Raw genomic sequence first — 17,203 nt, 5'->3', positions numbered from 1 at the left:
GATGACTACGGCATGCGTCGCAGTTGCGTGCGGTGGGCAGATTTTTGGTGATCCATATCACTCCCAGATCCCGGATGTCACCTCCCCGATCAGCGCACGGACGCGGGTCTCGATCGCGTCGCGGATGGGGCGTACGGCCTCCACGCCGCGCCCGGCCGGGTCCTCGAGCCGCCAGTCGAGGTACCGCTTGCCGGGGAAGACGGGGCAGGCGTCGCCGCATCCCATGGTGATGACGACGTCGGAGGCCTGGACGGCCTCGGTGGTGAGGATCTTCGGGGTCCGCGCGGAGATGTCGATGCCGACCTCGCTCATCGCCTCGACGACGGCGGGGTTGACGGCGTCGGCGGGGGCGGACCCGGCCGAGCGGACCTCGACCCTCTCGCCCGCGAGGTGGGAGAGGAACGCGGCCGCCATCTGGGAGCGGCCGGCGTTGTGCACGCAGACGAACAGCACCGAGGGGCGAGGGGCGGACGTGCTCATGGCGGGGCTTTCTCGGAAGGCGGAGTGCGGTCGGGAAGGGGCGGGTTCGGCTTCCGCGGGCGGGACGGAGGCGGGCGGGATTCCGGCGAAGGAGCCGATACCGGTGATCGCCTCCCGGCGAGCCGACGGCCGAGGGAGGACTCGGTGATCGCCTCCCCGGCGAGCCGACGGCCGAGGGAGGACTTCACGCGGCGGTCCCGGCGGGTTGCGGGGTGGTGAGGAAGGCGGCGAGCCGGTCCAGGACGCCGGGCAGCACCCAGTAGTACACCCAGGTGCCGCGCCGCTCGCAGTCGATGAGCCCGGCCTGTCGCAGCAGCTTGAGGTGGTGGGAGATCGTCGGCTGGGACAGGTCGAAGGCGGGGGTCAGCTCGCACACACAGACCTCGCCGCCCCGACCGCGCGAGGCGATCATCGACATCAGGCGCAGTCGGACGGGATCACCGAGCGCCTTGAAGACCTTGGCCAGGTCGGTGGCCCGGTCCTCGTCCAACGGCGCGGCGGACAGGCCGGCACAGCAGGCGGCGTCCTGCCCCAGCACCTGGAGCTCTTGTTTCGACATTCCTCTATGTTGACGTCTTTCGAATCAAGGCGCAAGCTTGCATCAATGAACGTCAATACAAGCCGTTCCGGGCCTGTGTAGAGGCTCGTCAACCGGGAGTACGTCATGAGCGAGCAGTCCACCAACCTGCGCGAGGCCGTCCGTCAGCGGTACGCGGCGGCCGCCACCAAGGTCACCGAGGGAAGTAGCGCGTGTTGCGGGCCCGAGCCCGTCGAGGCCGACGAGAACTTCGGCTCGAACCTGTACGCCGCCGACGAGCGCGACACCCTGCCCGCCGAGGCCCTGGCCGCCTCACTCGGCTGCGGCAACCCGACGGCCGTGGCCGAACTGCGCGAGGGCGAGCGCGTGCTCGATCTCGGTTCCGGCGGCGGGATCGACGTCCTGCTGTCCGCCCGCCGAGTCGGGCCGACCGGCAAGGCCTACGGACTGGACATGACCGACGAGATGCTCGAACTCGCCCTGGCCAACGCCGCGAGGGCGGGCGCTACGAACGTGGAGTTCCTCAAGGGCGCCATCGAGGCGATCCCCCTGCCCGCGGGCACCGTCGACGTCGTCATCTCCAACTGCGTGATCAACCTGTCGGTCGACAAGCCGGCGGTATTCGCGGAGACGTTCCGTGTCCTCAGGCCCGGCGGCCGGATCGGCGTCTTTGACGTCGTCGCCGACGACACGCTCACCGTGCAGCAGCGGGCCGAGCGCGGCGACCACGTCGGCTGCATCGCCGGCGCGCTCTCCTTCAGCGAGTACCGCGCGGGCCTGGAGTCCGCCGGGTTCTCGAACATCGATATCACCCCGACGCACACGGTCGCCGACGGCATGCACTCCGCCGTCGTCCGTGCCACCAAGCCCGCCGCCGGCACGGACCCGGCCGGGTCCTGCTGCGGAGTGAGCGCCTGCTGCACCCCGGCGGAACAGTCGGCCGACCCGTCCGTCACCGTGAGCGAGGCCAAGAACGCGGCCGGGTGCGCGTGTCGGCACTGATATCGCCGTCAGGGCCGTCGTTACGGCTCACGTCCACGGCGTGGCCGTCGTCTCCCAGGGCGCGGGCAGATCCACGGACGGGGCCGGCGGCGCCTCGTGGCAGGTGAAGCCGAGGCGGACCAGCGCCCTGCGGACCTCCCCCGCGGTGAAGTCACGGCGGTCCTGCCGGGTGATCACCTCGCCGACCTGCATGACGGGGTAGGTGCGACGGCCGATGGTCACGGACACGCCGACGACGTCCTCGGGCTTGATGCCCCGCATCGACTGCTCGACCTCGCTCTTGGTGAGGTCGAAGGGGTAACGGGCGATGACACAGCGCATGGTGCCTCCACAGGGATGAGACAGCGCCGCCGGGCGGGCCGACGACGTACGGGCAGTCAGGACAGAGGGGCGAGGACGCCCAGGGTGTGGCCGTGTTCACCGATCACGCGTGACACGTCCGGCGCCGGCACCCCGACGGCGGCCCTTCTCCTCCGGGACGGGTCTTCTGCGGGGCGCGCGGGGAGACCGGGTCTCATCCGGTCCGCCGGGGCCGGGCGGGCTGCCCGGCTCGGCGGCGCCCGGAGGAGCGGGTGCGTCCCGGTCCGGCGGTGACCGGGGCGGGGACGGTGACGGGCGTGCCGGACGGCGCCCGGGCTCCGGTGATACGGCTCAGCTCGGCGTCGCCCGAGCGGGTGCGGACGGTGCGCGCGGTGACGCCGGCGTCGGCCAGCAGACGGCTCATCGCGCGCCGTTGATGCCCGAGGACCAGGGTGACGACGGTGCCGGACGCGCCGGCCCGTGCGGTACGGCCGCCGCGGTGCAGGTAGTTCTTGTGGTCGCCGGGCGGGTCGACGTTCACGACGAGGTCGAGATCGTCGACGTGGATGCCGCGGGCCGCGACGTTGGTGGCGACCAGGGCCGTGACCTGGCCGTCCTTGAACTGGGCGAGCGTGCGGCTGCGCTGCGACTGGGACTTGCCGCCGTGCAGCGAGGCAGCGCGCACCCCGACCGCCAGCAGCTTCTTCGCCAGCCGGTCCGCCGCGTGCTTGGTGTCGAGGAACAGCAGGACCCGCCCCTCGCGGGCCGCGATACGGGCCGCGGTGGCGTGCTTGTCCTCCTCCTCGACGTGCAGCACGTGGTGCTCCATCGTGGTGACCGCGCTCGCGGCGGGGTCGACCGAATGCACGACGGGGTCGTGCAGGTACCTCCGCACCAGGCGGTCGACGTCCCGGTCGAGGGTGGCTGAGAACAGCATCCGCTGACCGTCGGCGGGCACCTGGTCGAGCAGGGCGGTGACCTGCGGCATGAATCCCATGTCGGCCATCTGGTCGGCCTCGTCGAGGACGCTGACGGCGACCTGGTCCACACGGCAGTCGCCCCGGACGATGAGGTCCTTCAGCCGCCCGGGTGTCGCGACGACGACCTCGGCGCCGGCGCGCAGCGCGCTCGCCTGCCGGCCGATGGACAGACCGCCGACCACGGTCGCGAGCCGCAGGCGCAGCGCCCGGGCGTAGGGGGTGAGCGCGTCGGTGACCTGCTGTGCCAGTTCTCGGGTGGGGACCAGGACGAGGGCCAGCGGCCGGCGAGGCTCGGCCATGCGCCCGTGGATGCGGACGAGCAGGGCGAGCCCGAAGGCGAGCGTCTTGCCCGAACCGGTACGCCCACGGCCCAGCACATCACGGCCTGCCAGCGAGTTCGGCAGGGTCGCCGCCTGGATGGGGAACGGCGCCGTCACCCCCTTGGCCAGCAGTGCGGCCCGCAGCGGCTCGGGCAGATCAAGGTCGGCGAAGGAGTCGGCAGGGGGCAGAGACGGGGAGGCGGCCGAGGGCGCGACCTCTTCGCGGGACGCGGCGGAACGAGACACGGTGGAACGGCTCCTACGGCCGCTCCACCCGCTCTCGCCCGGACGGGCACGCGTGTTGCGGCGCGCCGGGTTCTCACGCTGGGAGCGGGCGACGTCATCGGTCGTGCGACTCTTGCGGTCCATGCGGAACCTTCCTCGATGCGGCACGTGTCGAGGAATTCCGGGAGGCGGCGCGGCGCCGTACCGAGATTCGCAAGAATGGGCCTGCCCGGGTGCCGTGGATCTGGCGTGGTCTGCCGTGAAAATGCAACGAAACGGGGCCCGCACCCTGGGTGCGGGCCCCGATCACGTGGAACGCGACGCGTGTGTGTCAGGCGGGAACGATGTTCTCGGCCTGCGGGCCCTTCTGGCCCTGCGTGACGTCGAAGGTAACCTTCTGGCCTTCCTGAAGCTCGCGGAAGCCGCTGGTGGCGATGTTCGAGTAGTGGGCGAACACGTCAGCGCCGCCGCCGTCCTGCTCGATGAAGCCGAAGCCCTTTTCCGCGTTGAACCACTTCACGGTGCCAGATGCCATATTGAATCTCCCTTTGGGGGCAGTGCCGGGTTCCGCACTTTACGGAATCCGAGTCGCCGCGATGATCACCCCTCCGGAAAGATCCGGAAAGCTCTGCAAAGAAACAAGTCTCTGGCAACCAAAACTGCAACCGTAGTCACGCTAACACAGGTCGGGCGGGGAGACGTCCTGGGTTTTCGCGGGCATCCAGCTATTCTCACCCTGCCGTGACCCGCATTTCTGTTCCGGCGGTACTAGATATTCGCGCCGTCCTCGTCCAGCTTGCGGCGCAGCTCCCGGCTCAGCCGGAGGGCGTCGTCGAGCTGGTCCTCGAGGGAGACGATGCGGCAGGCGGCCTCGACGGGCGTGCCCTGGTCGACGAGCTCGCGCGCGCGTGCGGCGGCGCGCAGCTGGCGGCGGGAGTACCGGCGGTGACCGCCTCCCGACCGCAGCGGAGCGATCAACTCGGTTTCGCCGACGGCCCGCAGGAAGGCGGGGGTGGTGCCGAGAACGTCGGCGGCGCGCCCCATGGTGTACGCGGGGTAGTCGTCGTCGTCGAGGTTCCCGGCGACAGGGGCGTTCTCAGCGGGCATGGCCGCCTTTCGTTTCGGGGCTCCGAAGGAACCGGCACGGGCGGCCGAGGGAATCGGCGCCAGGTGCCTGGTACCCCCCAACCCTAGTCCCGCAGCCCCGAAGATCTGGCCTCGCCGTGACAGACTTTCCCCACGGCGAGGAGCCGGGCGATGACACCCCGTCGGCGTCGGCGGTCGTCCGCTCGGGCGATGATGCTCGTGTCGATGACGAAGCGGCAGCGGACGCCTGAGGCCAGGAACCCGCCCGCAGGCCTCCTGAGGCCAGGAACCCGCCCGCATGCCTCGTTGATCCTCCGCGGAGATCACCTCGCCGTCCGCGCCGATGCCGTGCTCGCCGCAGAAGTCGAGCATCTCGCGCCCCACCGGCGTAGCCGGGCGTGGGCGGTGATGCCGGCGCACGACAGCGGCGCGGCGGCTGCCGCGTCGACGCGCATCCGCAGGCGCACCTCGGGACGCGGGTGGCCGGTTCGGGGCGGCAGGTCAGCCGGTGGCCGGGGCGGTGGCGTACTCCTCGTCGGTGACGGGGGTCAGCCAGTGGACGACGTCGCGGTCGGTATCGCTCTCGTTGATGGCGAGGTGGACCATGAGGCGGTCGGGGGCGGCGCCGTGCCAGCGCTCCTCGTCGGCCTCGAACAGGACGCGGTCGCCGGGCCGGATGACCTCGATCGGCCCGCCCCGGCGCCGGCACAGACCGACCCCCTCGGTCACGAACACGGTCTGGCCGAGCGGGTGCCGGTGCCAGTGGGTGCGCGCGCCGGGCATGAAGTGCACGAGGTTGGCGCCGACCCGGGACGGCTCCCGCGCGGCGGCGACGGCGTCGATGTAGACGTCACGAAGCCGTCAGCCCGGCAGAGCAGCACCCCACCGCCTGAGACCATGACGGCAAGCAGCAGTTGGCGACGGAAGTCGTCCGCTACACGGGCGCGCGGGTCTGGCGCGGCCTGCGCACGGAACCGGCGGCGGGCCAGGTGGCCGGCCTGCGGGCCTTCCTCGCCCTATGGCGCAAGATCGTCGTGGACAGCGACTTCCGGACGGGCTGCCCCGTCCTCGCCATGTGCCGCGCCAAGCGCGGCATCCAGCCCCTCGACGACACCGCCGAGCAGTTGCAGGCGGTGGGCCGGGGTCACAGCAGGTCCGACCAGCTGCTCCAACCGCTCGTCGCCTTCGTCACGCGGCCCTTGAAGGTGCCGGTGCCGGTGCCGGCGTAGAAGTACAGGGCGCCGGAGGAGTTGGTGGCCATGAGGTCGGCCTTGCCGTCACCGTTGGCGTCCCCCGGCGAGAAGAGCTTCTTGTACTGCTGCCAGCCGGTGCCGATCTTGACGCGGGCCGAGAAGGGAGCGGACGCGCTGCCCGTGCCCGCGTAGCGCCACAGGGCGCCGGAGGAGTCGCGGGCCAGGAGGTCGGGGCGGCCGTCGCCGGTGATGTCGCCGCCGCCGACCAGGGCGTTGTACTGCTGCCAGCCGGTGCCCAGCTTCACCCGCCCGGCGACGGAGGTGCCGGAACCGTTGCCCGCGTAGAGGTAGAGCGTGCCGGAGCCGGTCACGGCCAGCAGGTCGCCCTTGCCGTCCCCCGTGACGTCGCCGGGGCCGACGATCCGGCTGTACGTCGTGGAGCCGGCGGCGATCAGCGGGTCGGTGAGGGCGTAGAACGCCGGGTTGGTCAGCTTGCCGTTGCTGACGGAGTGGACGACCAGGTCGCCCAGGCCGCTGTCGCGCAGGGAGGAGGCGTAGGCGAGGCGGGTGGAGGACGTCGGCCAGGACGATCCGATCAGCAGCTTGCCGCTCAGGTTGCCGGTGCCGGTGACCTGGTAGCTGTAGACGGACCCCGACGACGTACGGGCCATGATCCCGTACTTGCCGAAGTGCGGGGTCTCACCCGCCCCCGCGAACTGCGTCACCCCGCCCCAGCCCTTGCTGCGGGCGGCGCGGGTCGCGAAGGTGCCGTTGCCGTTGCCCGCGTAGAACCAGAGGTTGCCGGAGTAGTCCCGGGCCAGCAGGTCGGTCTTGCCGTTGCCGTCCCAGTCGCCGCCTCCGACGATCTGGTTGTACGACCCCCACTCGGTCCTGGAGTCCTTGACCTTGGCGTTGAAGGTGCCGCCCTTCTTGCCCAGGTACCGGTAGAGGACGCCGGCCGGAGTACGGGCCAGCAGGTCGCCCACACCGTCCCGGTTCAGGTCGCCGGCGCCGATCAGTTCGTCGTACTGCTGCCAGCCGGTGCCGATCTTGACCCGGCTGCCGAAGGCCCCGGTGCCCAGGCCCGGACAGAAGTACAGGGTTCCGGCGGGGGTGCGGGCCAGCAGGTCGACCTTGCCGTCGCCGTTCATGTCACCCGGAGCGGCGATCTTGTTGTAGACCTGCCAGCCGGTGGCGACCGTCTTGCGTGAGCCCAGACCGCCGGGGACGCGGGCGAAGATGCCGTAGTGGAAGGACAGGACACCACTGGAGCTCAGGGTGAGCACGTCCTGGACGCCGTCGCCGTCGAGGTCGCCCGGGGCCAGGACGTCCTTGACCTTGGAGACGTCCGCGTCGAGGGCCATGGTCTCGGCCGAACCGGTGTTGATGTACAACTGGCCCGCCACATTGCGGTAGACGAGGTCCGAGGTGCCGTCGCCGTCGAAGTCGCCGCGGGCCGGCCCGCTCGCGTCCGCGTCGGAGGGCAGCACCGTCAGCACGCCGGCCACGAGCACGGCCGCGGTGCCGGCGAGCAGGGACGCCTTGACGGCGACGGGGCGCCGGTGTCGGTGGTTCCCGTCGCGCCGGGATCGAAGGGTGAGCACGTTCTCTCCCGGGAGTCAGGCGGTGGTCGTCACGTCGGTGGGTGACACCTCGGTGGAGGTGCCGGTGGAGCTGCCGGCGGGGCTCTCGGTCGGCGATTCGGTCGTGTCCGTCGGGGTCGCCCGATCCGTCGGGCTCGAGGGTGCGTCCGCGCTCTCGCTCGCCGGTGCCTCCGGCTGCGCGTCGGCCCGGTGGACGCCCGGCACCCCGTTGTCGACCCGGAAGGTCGCTGCCGTACTGGTCGTACCGTTCTTGGTCAACACCGTTGAGATGGCTCGCAGTTGGGCGTCGATGCCGGTCGGGGTGATGTCCAGGAGCAGATAGCCGCGGCGGGCGTCGATCATCTTCCAGTGCGGGTTGTCCGCCAGCTTGGGCGCCCACTCGGCGGCGAAGGCCTCGAGGTCCTCGTCGCCGTTGCTGGAGATGGAGGTGCCGACGAACTCCGCGCCGACGACCGTCGAACCGGGGTCGGAGTAGTCCAGTTTGAGGTCGCTGACGATGGTGCGGTGGCGGTCGCCGGAGAGCACCACGGGGTTGCGGACGTCCTTGAAGTCGGCGAGCAGGGCGTTGCGTTCGACCTGGTAGCCGTCCCAGGCGTCGTAGAGCCACTCCTTGCCCTCGCCGGCGAGGATGTCGGTCTCGGCCATCATCACCTGGGAGGCGACGAGGTTCCATCGCTTGCCCGAGGTGCGCATGCTGTCGACGAGCCAGTCGCGCTGGGTGTCACCCATGATGACGCGGCCGCTCGCCATGGCGCCCTGCTGGGTAGTGGCCTGGTCGTCGCGGTACTGGCGGGTGTCCAGGACGTGCAGCCGGGCCAGGGACCCGAAGTCGAGCTTGCGGTACATCAGAACGTCCGGGCCGTTGGGCTTCTGCGCGGAGCGGATCGGCATGTGCTCGTAGAAGGCCTGGAAGGCGGCCGCCCTACGGGCCAGGAACTTGTCGGTGGGCCAGGCGGCCGGGTCGTTCGCCACGTCGCCGGCCCAGTCGTTCTCGACCTCGTGGTCGTCGTAGACGACGACGAAGGGGGCGTCGGCGCGCATCGCCTGCAGGTCCGGGTCGGTGTTGTACTGCTCGTGGCGGGAGCGGTACTCGGCGAGGGTGACGGGAGCGGCCGAGCCCTCGTGACGGCGTACCCGGTAGGAGAAGGCGGAGCTCTCGTAGATGTAGTCACCGACGAACAGCACCAGGTCGGGCCTCTGGGCGCGCATGTCCTGGTAGGCGGTGAAGTAGCCGTGCTGCCAGTTCTGGCAGGAGGCGAGCGCGATCCGCAGCTTCTCCGGAGTGCTCCCGGCGGCGGGTGCCGTGCGGGTGCGTCCGGTGCGGGAGGTGTGACCGAGCGCCTTGAACCGGTACCAGTAGTCGGTCGCCGGGGTGAGGCCCGTCACGTCGACGTGGACGCTGTGCGCGAGGCTGCTGCTCGCCGTCGCCGTACCGCTCTTGACGATCTTGGTGAAGCCGCTGTCCGAGGCCAGCTCCCAGGTCACCGGGACACTGGACGGCAGGATCCCGGAGTTGCCCTGGTTGACGGGTGTCACCCGGGTCCACAGCACGATCGCGGTGGGCAGCGGGTCACCGGAGGCGACGCCCAGTTTGAAGACCGTGCCGGAGACCGACGCACCGGCACCGGCCGGTGCCGTCGAACCGCCCACCGAGGCCGAGGCGTTCCCGGTCAGGAGCTGTCCGCCCGCCACCGCGCCGGCGGCTCCCAGCGTGAGGGCCCCCGCGCCGAGAAAGCGCCTTCTGCGCATCCCGTCGGTGCCCGTGGCGTCGCTGCTCGACTGCACGCGCGTACCTCTCCCCCCGTGGCGGTGCACGCTCCGCAGCGCCGGTGAACGTGATCGGCGAGGATTCTATGCAATACGCTCACCCTTGCGAGTCCCGGGCCGTCAATCTGCTCGAAACCGTCCGTTCAACAGCGTCCGTCCGACAGCAGGCAGGAGCCATGCGCCGACTACCGATCGCCGTCACCCTCCTGGTGCTCGTCGGGGCGGCGGGGTGTTCGTCGGCCTCCTCCTCGTCGTCGCCCGGGTCGGCGGACCGTCCGGAAAGCGGTTCCGCTTCGAGGTCGCCGGGCTCGTCGAGTTCGTCGGATACGGCGGCCAAGGGCCGGGCCGAGAGCGGTGGTACGGCGTCCCCGTCGGCCGGGGTGCTCTTCGGAGCGGACTCCCTGCCGAGCCCCGCGGCCGACCACTGCCGCACCAAGGACCTCAAGGGCACGGCCGTCAGCACCGGTCAGGGCCGGGCCTCGGTCGTGATCACCAACAAGGGGGACGGCTCGTGCACGGTGCGCGGCTTCCCGTCCCTCATGTTCGTCGGGACGGCCGGCCGCATGGAACTCCCGGTCGACTGGGCCGGGTCGGCCGCCGACGCCGCGAAGGTCAGCCTCTCCCCCGGTGATTCCGCTTCCGCCGCGCTCACCTTCACCAGCGTCGAAGACTGTGACGTCGTCGCGGGCGTCGACGTCGTCCCGCCCGGCGAGTCCCGCCCCCTCGGCCCGGCGTTCACGGGCGGCGGCGGGAAGAAGACGACCGTGCGCATCTGCGACACCGGTGTCCGCGTGAAGGCGTTCACCGCCTCGTAGGACCGGCTCGCTCCACAGGGATACGCGATCGCCGCGGGCGACGAACTCGGGTCGTCGCCCGCGGCGATGCGCGTCCTTTCGGCCGCGCCCTTCGAGGAGTTCTCAGTCGGCGGCCGGACCCTGGTTTCGGATCGGGACGAGATACGGGGTCAGGAGGTGGGAGTCGAGCAGGGACACGTCGGCCGTGCGGTCGGCGCGTGCGTAGCCGGCGAGCATGCGTTTGGTCAGGACGAGGGCTTCCGGCGAGCGCCTCAGCAGGGGCCGCGTCCATGCGCCGACTTTCTTGTCCAGTTGGTCGAGGGGCGCGATCTCATGGACCAGGCCGAGCCGGTGGGCGGTGTCCGCGTCGAACACGTCGCAGGTCAGCAGGAGTTCGCGGATCCTGGCGACGCCCGCCTCGGAGATCAGGCGGCCCATGGCTCCACCCCAGGCCGGCGGGAGACCGAGGCCCACCTCCGGCATCCGGAAGCGGCAGGTGTCGGCGGCTGCCCGCAGGTCGCAGAAGGCGGCGAGCGCGAGACCGGCACCGATCACCTTGCCGTGGAGGCGGGCGATGGTGATCGCGTGAGTGGTCTCCAGGGCGTTGCACAGCCGGTGGGCCCGGTCCGTGATCCGCCGCAGTGCGGCGCCGGTCGGGTCCGTGGCCAGTGCCGTCTCGTATTCGGTGCGGTCGGCTCCCAGGCAGAAGTCGTCCCCCTCGGAGGACAGCACCAGAACGCGGATGTCGGGCCGCCCGTGGAGGTCGTCGAGTACGGCGATGAGGTCGTCCAGGACGGCGACGCCGAGCGTGTCGTCCTGCCGGGTGGGGTTGAGGCGTACGTGGAGCACCGGGCCGTCCTGGTCGACGGCCACGGTCTTGTGCGCGCGGGCGAGGAGGGTGTCGCCGGTTTCGTTCATGCGAAGGTGACGTCCAGGTTCAGCAGACGCCGGAACGCGACCCGGGGCGCCCAGGACGGGCGTCGTACCAGGGTGAGGCGGGGCAGGCGTCTGAGCAGGTGGTGGAGGAGGGTCTGCGCCTCGAGGCGGGCGAGGGGTGCGCCCAGGCAGTAGTGGATGCCGCCGCTGAAGGCGAGATGGTCGGGCCGCTCGCGCCGGAGGTCGAACCGGTCCGGATCCGGGTGCCGGGTCGGGTCCCGGTGTGCCGCGCCCACCATGAGGTGGATCATGTCGTCCCCGCGGACGGGGAATCCGCCGATCACGTTGTCGGTGGCGGCGATCCGGCTGATCACGTGCGTGGGCGGGTCGTGGCGCAGGGTCTCTTCGACGAACGCGGGGACGAGGGAGGGGTCGGCGGCGAGCTGGTCCCAGCGCTCGGGATGCTCGACGAGCCGCAGGACCATCGTCGACAGCAGCGTCGAGGTGGTCTCGAGCGCGGCGAGGAGGACGAAGAGGGCGATGAAATAGACGGCTTGGTCGGCCTTGTCGCGGTCGGGTTCCAGGGTGTCCCAGGTCTGGATCCACATCGACACGGGGTCCTCGCCGGGGCGTTTGCGCCGCTGGCGGACCAAGTCGGTGAAGTAGGCCCGCAGTTCGGCCGTGGCCGCGTCGGAGAGCGCCAACTGGCTGGCTGTCGGCAGCAGTTCCTGGGTGAAGACCTGGTCGTGGGTCAGTTCGCGCAGTCGGGGCCGGTCGGCGGCCGGCACCTCCAGCCAGTCGCCGATGGCGGCCACCGGGAGTTCCTCGCTGACGAGGGCGACGAAGTCCGCCTCTCCGTGGTGGAGTTGCTCGGCCAGCGAGGTCAGGAGCTGATCGGTGGCCTGACTGATCATCCGGCCGATCCGCTGCATGGCAGTGCGGCCGAACGTGCCGGCCGCCCTGCGTATTCGGGTGTGTTCAGGGGGATTGAGCGCGGGCATGGTGTTGCTCATCTCCCGCGAGGAGGGGGCGCTCCAGCGGGTGCGCGGGCCCTGGCTCTCGCGCCAGCGCTTGTCCGGCTCCAGCCACTCGCGGTCGCGCAGTACCTGGTCACACATGTCGAAGCCGGTCACGAGCAGGCCGCCCCACGGGGCCGGGGTGACCGGGCCCATGGAGCGGAGTTGCGCATAGAGGGGGAAGGGGTCGGCCTGCCCCTTCGCCGTGCGGAGACGGGAGAAGAGGGCGACGGCCGAACGGCGGTCGTGCGACGGGTGTGCGTCAACCACCACGATGACGGCTCCTTTTCTTGGGGAATCAGCCGCCATACGTACCCATGGGTAAATTGAACCATCCACTATACCGAGTTAAGTGAGGGTTACCTTCGTCACTTGTGTTCGTCAATTCCCTTGGTCATTCCCCTCTGGTCCATGCCAGGAATCGGCTGAACAGACCCCGGGGCTGCGCGGGGGCCTTGGGTGCCTGAGGCGTCGGCGTCGCGGTCCGCTGGGGAGCGGCCGCGGTCGGCTGCGCCGTGTGGGCACGCGCCGGATCGGCGGCGGCCGCCGCGCGCAGGGTCCGCGGTGTGAATCGCACCGGCAGGGTCACCAGGGAGCGGCTCCAGGGGGTCGGTGCCCAGGTCAGGTCCTTGAACGGGACCCGCATCTCGATGTCCGGCAGCCGGTTGAGGAGGGACTCGACGGCGGTGACCGCGATCATGAAGGCGGGGTCCTTCGCGGGGCACGCGTGCGGGCCCGCACCGAAGGCCAAGTGCGCCTTGGTGCTGAGCTGTTCGCGGTGCTGAGCCAGCTTCGGGTCGGTATTGGCCGCCGCGAAGCAGATCAGGATGGGGTCGCCCGCCTTGAGGACCCGGCCGCCCAACTCGACGTCGTGGGTGGCGTAGTGGCCCGCGTAGTTGGCGATCGGCGCGTAGTTCCACAGAGTCCGGGCGACGGCGTCCTCGACGGGCAGCGCGGCCTGGCCGTCCTCGCTGAGGAACAGCGCGGCGCTGGTGCCGATGGCGGCCGCCAGCGGCGCGGTGCCGCCGGACAGCAGGGTGACCAGCTGGTGCAGCACCTCCTCGTCGGTCAGCTGGGCGGGGTGCTCCATCAGCTTCGTCGTCAGGTCGTAACCGGGCCGGCGGCGCTTGAGGGCGATCAGCTCCGCGAGGGCCCCGCCCAGCACCTCGTCCGCGCCGGGGGTCCCCTCGAAGATGCCGCTGATGCCGACGATCACCCGGTCGCCGAGCTCCGGCGGGCAGCCGAACAGATCACTGAAGACCAGCAGCGGCAGCGGCTGGGCGTAGGCGGCCATCAACTCGGCCTGGCCGCGCGGCTCGGCCCCGAACTGGCTGATCAGGTAGTCGGCGGACTGCTGGGTCTGCCGTACGAGCTTGAGTTCGTTGACGGTGGCGAGACTGTCGACGACCGCCTGGCGCAGACGGGCGTGCGCCGCTCCGTCGCTGAACAGCGCGTTGGGCCGGTATCCCATCATGGGCAGCGCCGGGCTGTCCTCGGGCACGCGCCCCTCGTTCAGCGCGTTCCAGCGGCGCGAGTCACGGACGAAGGAGCCGGGGTTCTGCAGGATGTACAGGGCGGCGTCGTAGCTGGTGACCAGCTCGACCTCGACCTCGGGCGCGATGTCCACGGCGGCGCTGGGGCCGAGGGAGCGCAGGTAGGCGTAGGTGGCCTCGGGGTCGGAGCCGAACTGGGGGCCGTACAGCGGGACCTTGCCGTGGGCTGGGCACCCGGGCGGTATCTCCTGCGCGTCGTCGTGCTGGTGCATGGCGGGGCTCCTAGGCGAGAAGGGACTTCAGGTGCTGCACGAGGGTGATGAGGGCCTGGGCCGCCGAGTGCTGGTCGCGCACGTCGCAGGCCACGACCGGGGTGTCCGCGGGCAGGTTCAGCGCCTCGCGGACCTCGTCGAGCGGATACGTGGTGGCGCCCTCGAAGTGGTTGACGCCGATGGCGTAGGTCAGGCCGAACCGCTCGACCAGATCCAGCACGGCGAAGGACTCGTCCAACCGCTGGGGGTCGACGATGACCAGCGCGCCCAGCGCTCCCCGGGAGAGTTCCTCCCACATCTCCTTGAAGCGCTCCTGTCCGGGCGTTCCGAAGATGTAGAGGACCAGCTCCTCGCTGAGGGTGAGCCGGCCGAAGTCCATGGCGACGGTCGTGGTCGTCTTGTCGGGTGTGCGGGAGAGGTCGTCGAAGCCCACGCTGGCCTCGGTGATCTCTTCCTCGGTCTGCAGGGGTTCGATCTCGGAGATGTTGCCGATGTAGGTGGTCTTGCCGACTCCGAAGGGCCCCACGACGAGGATCTTCACCGAGCGCAGGACGTCTGGATCCAGGTACACGGGCTACGCTCCGAATCGGGATTTCAGGCCATCGAGGACGGCACCGAGCAGCTCTCGGTCGAGAGGATCGGCGCGCGGCACGGGCTTTCTGACGAGGACGAGACCGCTCTCCTCCAGCTGTGCCAGGAGAATGCGCACGACACCCAGGGGCAGGTGCGTATGGCCGGCCACCTCGGCCACGGACAGGAAGCCGTCGGCGACCAGGTCCATGATCACCTGGCCTTCCGGCGACAGCGTGCGGGCCGCGGCGGCGCCCTCCTTGCGCGCGGTCACGAGAGCGGTGCGCTCGTACTCCTGGTCCGGAGGCAGAGCACGCCCGTTCGTGATCACGAACAGTGGCACTAATGAGGACGTCAGTTCCAGATGCGGCTCCTGCCCGTACTCGTCAGACATCGCTGCGCACCCCCTCCCGCGGCATCCGGTACTCGCCCAGCCGGGCCACCGCCTGGTGCAGGCGAGTGGTGAACTCCTCGATGTCGGTGTCGTGTTCGGCGGCCGCGGCCAGCAAGGAGCCGCCGCTGGCCGCGATCAGGAAGATCCAGCCGTGCTGGAACTCGATGACCGTCTGCCGCCACCCGGCGTCGTCTTGAACGCCCGCGAACCGGGACGTCACACGGCTGTAGGCGTGAATGCCCGTCATGGCCGCGGAGATGGTGTCCACGAGATCCCGGTTGATGCCCGAAGTCGCCCCGCGGGGAAGGCCGTTGATCCCGAGGAGCACGGCGTGCCGGGCTCCGCGCACGTCGGCGATCACCTCGTCGAGGTCGTCAAGGACCAGTCCCGAACGGTCGGCGCCCGCGTCCCGGGCCGTGCCGGCCGCGCCCTGAGGCGGCTCCTCCGCCTCCACACGCGGCGGCGCGGTCAGGTTGTTTCCCAGCCGGGCGACGAGCCGGTGCATACGGAAGGAGATCTGCTGGATGTCGACGTCGGGTTCCGCGGCGGCGGCCAGGTAGGCCCCCTGCCCCGCGCCGATCAGGAAGATCCACCCGTGGGAGAACTCAATGATCGTCTGGTGCCACTGCGGGTCCTCCACCGGCTCGATGAAGTGCGCCGTGGCCCGGCTGAGCGACTGCATCCCGGCCATGGCGGCGGAGATGGTCTCGACATCCCTCTCCAGCAGGCCGTCGGTGGCCCCGCGGGGGATGCCGTCCGCGGAGAGCAGGACGACGTGACGTGCCTTGGGCACATTGGTCACGATGTCCGTGAGCATCCACGACAGGTCGGTGGTCATGCGTCTTGGGACCCTTCGCTGGACGCGGAGTCGAGGTTGCGGCCCGAGAGCGTGCCTCGCTGCAGGGCACCGAGGGCGCCCAGACTGCGGCCGGAGGCGCGGCCCGCGTCCTGGCCCGCCCGGGACGGCGCGCGCCCGTCCTGACCCGAGACGCCCGCGACGGGCGTCTGCCGACTGGTCCGCTTGGGCAGCCCGTGCACCGTGCGGGGCCTGTCACCCGTCCCGCCGTCGGCCCCTCGGACGATGCTCACCGGGGTGGCCTGGTCGACCGGGGAGGGCTGCTCCTCCGTCCACAGCTCCTCGGGCAGCAGCACCACGGCGCGGACTCCGCCGTAGCGGGAGACACCGGTGACGTCCACCCGGAAGCCGTGCTGGCGGGCGAGGAGGCCGATCAGGGGGAAACCGAACTTCGGCTGGGTGCCCAGCTGCGACAGCCGCGGGACGAAGTCACCGGAGAGCAGGGCGCTGGCCCGCTGCCGGTCCTCGTCGTTCATGCCGACGCCGGCGTCGTCGATGATGATGCACAGGTTGCGCTGGACGCGCTGGAAGGTCACCTCGATCGGCGCGTCCTGCTGCGAGAAGCTCGCCGCGTTGTCCAGCAGCTCGGCCACCGCGAGGGAGACTGGCGAGACCGCGGACGCCTTCAGCGCGAAACCGGTCTGCTGCATGATCTCGACGCGGCGGAAGCTGCGGATCTGCGCCTGCGCGCTGCGCACCACGTCGTAGACGCTCGCGGCCCGGTTGCGGCGGCCGACCGGCGCACCGCACAGCACGGCGATGCCCTGCGACTTGCGCTGCATCTGCGCGTTGGCGTGGGTCACTTCCAGAAGATCGCCGAGCACCGCGTGGCCGCCGTACTTGCGCTGGAGCTCCTCCAGGACCGCCATCTGCTCGGCGGCCAGACCCTGCAGGAAGCGGGCCGAGCCCTTCAGCACCGCCTTGGTGCTCTCCTCGGAGGCCTCCTCGGCCTCCCGGATCGTGCCATCGAACTCCTGCTGGTACTTCTGCAAGGCGGCCTGAACAGACAGCACTTGGGTCTGGGCGGCGTTGAGCTGGCTCGTCAGCGATGCCTCGGTCTGTCGCTTTCTCTCCCCCAGGGCCCTGTTGCGGACGACGAGCACCACGATCACCGCGACGGCTATCGCCGTCACCGCAACCAGGCACCACGCAAGCACGTCTCGACTCATGGAAACCTTTCCCGACGCATGAAATGCAGACGTAGACGGATGCACTCCCCCGCGAGTACGCACCCGCGACACACACAGCGCCTGCCCGAGCGCGGTGGCGCGGAGAGCAGGCTGACCTCAAGTCAGCGCCTGAAGTGAGTGGATCAAGGTCGCAGATGCGGGGATGCTACCACCGGAAGTCACGCTTCCAAGAGCCGCCCTCCCCTTCCTGCGCAACTTCAACACGCCGTCTAATAGGTCAAGTTGGGGGAGCTGGAGCATGCTGCGG

At 70.6% G+C, this 17,203-nt stretch carries 19 protein-coding genes; 3 read left to right on the top strand and 16 right to left on the bottom strand.

The window, feature by feature from the left end; genetic code table 11:
* Positions 1-57: 57 nt before the first annotated feature.
* The gene (locus tag ABZ453_RS39530; protein WP_359023021.1) at positions 58-480 is read right to left on the bottom strand and encodes an arsenate reductase ArsC; all 423 of its coding nucleotides are present in this window, start codon (positions 478-480) and stop codon (positions 58-60) included.
* A 184-nt stretch (positions 481-664) separates the two neighbouring features.
* Positions 665-1,039, bottom strand: coding sequence for a metalloregulator ArsR/SmtB family transcription factor (locus tag ABZ453_RS39525; RefSeq protein WP_359023019.1), 375 nt, complete (start codon positions 1,037-1,039; stop codon positions 665-667).
* Between the two features lie 105 nt (positions 1,040-1,144).
* Here ABZ453_RS39525 and arsM point away from each other — a divergent pair, with 105 nt between their 5' ends.
* Positions 1,145-2,020, top strand: coding sequence for an arsenite methyltransferase (arsM, locus tag ABZ453_RS39520; protein ID WP_359023017.1), 876 nt, complete (start codon positions 1,145-1,147; stop codon positions 2,018-2,020).
* A 27-nt stretch (positions 2,021-2,047) separates the two neighbouring features.
* On the opposite strand, the gene ABZ453_RS39515 is transcribed toward arsM, so the two are convergent.
* From ABZ453_RS39515 to ABZ453_RS39495, 5 genes are all read right to left on the bottom strand, one after another.
* On the bottom strand, positions 2,048-2,341 hold the full coding sequence (locus tag ABZ453_RS39515; protein ID WP_359023015.1) for an SCO5918 family protein: 294 nt from the start codon (positions 2,339-2,341) through the stop codon (positions 2,048-2,050).
* Positions 2,342-2,534: 193 nt separating this feature from the next.
* Complete coding sequence (locus tag ABZ453_RS39510; RefSeq protein WP_359023013.1) at positions 2,535-3,989, bottom strand: DEAD/DEAH box helicase; 1,455 nt, start codon at positions 3,987-3,989, stop codon at positions 2,535-2,537.
* A 187-nt stretch (positions 3,990-4,176) separates the two neighbouring features.
* The gene (locus ABZ453_RS39505; RefSeq protein ID WP_007383480.1) at positions 4,177-4,380 is read right to left on the bottom strand and encodes a cold-shock protein; all 204 of its coding nucleotides are present in this window, start codon (positions 4,378-4,380) and stop codon (positions 4,177-4,179) included.
* 233 nt (positions 4,381-4,613) lie between these two features.
* Positions 4,614-4,952: a MerR family transcriptional regulator gene (locus tag ABZ453_RS39500; RefSeq protein ID WP_359023010.1), complete on the bottom strand. Its 339-nt coding sequence runs from the start codon at positions 4,950-4,952 to the stop codon at positions 4,614-4,616.
* Between the two features lie 480 nt (positions 4,953-5,432).
* Entirely contained in the window at positions 5,433-5,714 is a 282-nt protein-coding gene (locus ABZ453_RS39495) for a cupin domain-containing protein (protein WP_359023008.1), read from the bottom strand.
* Positions 5,715-5,845: 131 nt separating this feature from the next.
* Between ABZ453_RS39495 and ABZ453_RS39490 the strand changes: the two genes are divergently transcribed.
* The gene (locus ABZ453_RS39490; protein WP_359023006.1) at positions 5,846-6,160 is read left to right on the top strand and encodes a hypothetical protein; all 315 of its coding nucleotides are present in this window, start codon (positions 5,846-5,848) and stop codon (positions 6,158-6,160) included.
* Here the strand turns inward: ABZ453_RS39490 and ABZ453_RS39485 are convergent.
* Together ABZ453_RS39485 and ABZ453_RS39480 are read right to left on the bottom strand one after the other, a co-directional pair.
* The gene (locus tag ABZ453_RS39485) at positions 6,076-7,728 is read right to left on the bottom strand and encodes a VCBS repeat-containing protein (RefSeq protein ID WP_359023004.1); all 1,653 of its coding nucleotides are present in this window, start codon (positions 7,726-7,728) and stop codon (positions 6,076-6,078) included. The genes ABZ453_RS39490 and ABZ453_RS39485 overlap by 85 nt on opposite strands.
* 15 nt (positions 7,729-7,743) lie before the next feature.
* Positions 7,744-9,477 (bottom strand): alkaline phosphatase D family protein, encoded by a 1,734-nt coding sequence (locus ABZ453_RS39480; protein WP_359023061.1) that lies wholly within the window; start codon positions 9,475-9,477, stop codon positions 7,744-7,746.
* Between the two features lie 194 nt (positions 9,478-9,671).
* On the opposite strand from ABZ453_RS39480, the gene ABZ453_RS39475 reads away from it, so the two are divergent.
* Positions 9,672-10,310: a DUF4232 domain-containing protein gene (locus ABZ453_RS39475; RefSeq protein WP_359023002.1), complete on the top strand. Its 639-nt coding sequence runs from the start codon at positions 9,672-9,674 to the stop codon at positions 10,308-10,310.
* A gap of 102 nt (positions 10,311-10,412) precedes the next feature.
* On the opposite strand, the gene ABZ453_RS39470 is transcribed toward ABZ453_RS39475, so the two are convergent.
* The 7 genes from ABZ453_RS39470 to ABZ453_RS39440 all read right to left on the bottom strand — a co-directional run bounded on the left by ABZ453_RS39470 (position 10,413) and on the right by ABZ453_RS39440 (position 16,935).
* Positions 10,413-11,207: an enoyl-CoA hydratase/isomerase family protein gene (locus tag ABZ453_RS39470; protein ID WP_356766057.1), complete on the bottom strand. Its 795-nt coding sequence runs from the start codon at positions 11,205-11,207 to the stop codon at positions 10,413-10,415.
* The gene (locus tag ABZ453_RS39465) at positions 11,204-12,454 is read right to left on the bottom strand and encodes a cytochrome P450 (RefSeq protein WP_359023000.1); all 1,251 of its coding nucleotides are present in this window, start codon (positions 12,452-12,454) and stop codon (positions 11,204-11,206) included. Before ABZ453_RS39465 ends, ABZ453_RS39470 begins: the two co-directional genes overlap by 4 nt.
* 121 nt (positions 12,455-12,575) lie before the next feature.
* Complete coding sequence (locus ABZ453_RS39460; RefSeq protein WP_359022998.1) at positions 12,576-13,946, bottom strand: cytochrome P450; 1,371 nt, start codon at positions 13,944-13,946, stop codon at positions 12,576-12,578.
* A gap of 10 nt (positions 13,947-13,956) precedes the next feature.
* Positions 13,957-14,517, bottom strand: coding sequence for an ATP/GTP-binding protein (locus ABZ453_RS39455; RefSeq protein WP_359022996.1), 561 nt, complete (start codon positions 14,515-14,517; stop codon positions 13,957-13,959).
* Positions 14,518-14,520: 3 nt separating this feature from the next.
* Positions 14,521-14,910 (bottom strand): DUF742 domain-containing protein, encoded by a 390-nt coding sequence (locus ABZ453_RS39450; RefSeq protein WP_133049787.1) that lies wholly within the window; start codon positions 14,908-14,910, stop codon positions 14,521-14,523.
* Positions 14,903-15,748: a roadblock/LC7 domain-containing protein gene (locus ABZ453_RS39445; protein WP_359022993.1), complete on the bottom strand. Its 846-nt coding sequence runs from the start codon at positions 15,746-15,748 to the stop codon at positions 14,903-14,905. The genes ABZ453_RS39450 and ABZ453_RS39445 overlap by 8 nt, the downstream gene beginning before the upstream one ends.
* Positions 15,745-16,935 (bottom strand): ATP-binding protein, encoded by a 1,191-nt coding sequence (locus ABZ453_RS39440; RefSeq protein WP_359022991.1) that lies wholly within the window; start codon positions 16,933-16,935, stop codon positions 15,745-15,747. Before ABZ453_RS39440 ends, ABZ453_RS39445 begins: the two co-directional genes overlap by 4 nt.
* Between the last annotated feature and the right edge of the window lie 268 nt (positions 16,936-17,203).

The organism is Streptomyces sp. NPDC005799 (assembly GCF_040630525.1).
In the GTDB taxonomy this organism is placed as follows: Bacteria; Actinomycetota; Actinomycetes; order Streptomycetales; family Streptomycetaceae; genus Streptomyces; species Streptomyces griseorubiginosus_B.
Note: the sequence above shows the minus strand (reverse complement) of the source record. Positions and strands in the feature narration are given on the sequence as shown.

Excerpts from the sequence above, each read along its gene's own strand:
- ABZ453_RS39530 (WP_359023021.1), bottom strand. The coding sequence starts at position 480 with ATGAGCACGTCCGCCCCTCGCCCCTCGGTGCTGTTCGTCTGCGTGCAC.
- ABZ453_RS39525 (WP_359023019.1), bottom strand. The coding sequence starts at position 1,039 with ATGTCGAAACAAGAGCTCCAGGTGCTGGGGCAGGACGCCGCCTGCTGT.
- arsM (WP_359023017.1), top strand. The coding sequence starts at position 1,145 with ATGAGCGAGCAGTCCACCAACCTGCGCGAGGCCGTCCGTCAGCGGTAC.
- ABZ453_RS39515 (WP_359023015.1), bottom strand. The coding sequence starts at position 2,341 with ATGCGCTGTGTCATCGCCCGTTACCCCTTCGACCTCACCAAGAGCGAG.
- ABZ453_RS39510 (WP_359023013.1), bottom strand. The coding sequence starts at position 3,989 with ATGGACCGCAAGAGTCGCACGACCGATGACGTCGCCCGCTCCCAGCGT.
- ABZ453_RS39505 (WP_007383480.1), bottom strand. The coding sequence starts at position 4,380 with ATGGCATCTGGCACCGTGAAGTGGTTCAACGCGGAAAAGGGCTTCGGC.
- ABZ453_RS39500 (WP_359023010.1), bottom strand. The coding sequence starts at position 4,952 with ATGCCCGCTGAGAACGCCCCTGTCGCCGGGAACCTCGACGACGACGAC.
- ABZ453_RS39495 (WP_359023008.1), bottom strand. The coding sequence starts at position 5,714 with ATGCCCGGCGCGCGCACCCACTGGCACCGGCACCCGCTCGGCCAGACC.
- ABZ453_RS39480 (WP_359023061.1), bottom strand. The coding sequence starts at position 9,477 with ATGCGCAGAAGGCGCTTTCTCGGCGCGGGGGCCCTCACGCTGGGAGCC.
- ABZ453_RS39475 (WP_359023002.1), top strand. The coding sequence starts at position 9,672 with ATGCGCCGACTACCGATCGCCGTCACCCTCCTGGTGCTCGTCGGGGCG.
- ABZ453_RS39470 (WP_356766057.1), bottom strand. The coding sequence starts at position 11,207 with ATGAACGAAACCGGCGACACCCTCCTCGCCCGCGCGCACAAGACCGTG.
- ABZ453_RS39460 (WP_359022998.1), bottom strand. The coding sequence starts at position 13,946 with ATGCACCAGCACGACGACGCGCAGGAGATACCGCCCGGGTGCCCAGCC.
- ABZ453_RS39450 (WP_133049787.1), bottom strand. The coding sequence starts at position 14,910 with ATGTCTGACGAGTACGGGCAGGAGCCGCATCTGGAACTGACGTCCTCA.
- ABZ453_RS39445 (WP_359022993.1), bottom strand. The coding sequence starts at position 15,748 with ATGACCACCGACCTGTCGTGGATGCTCACGGACATCGTGACCAATGTG.
- ABZ453_RS39440 (WP_359022991.1), bottom strand. The coding sequence starts at position 16,935 with ATGAGTCGAGACGTGCTTGCGTGGTGCCTGGTTGCGGTGACGGCGATA.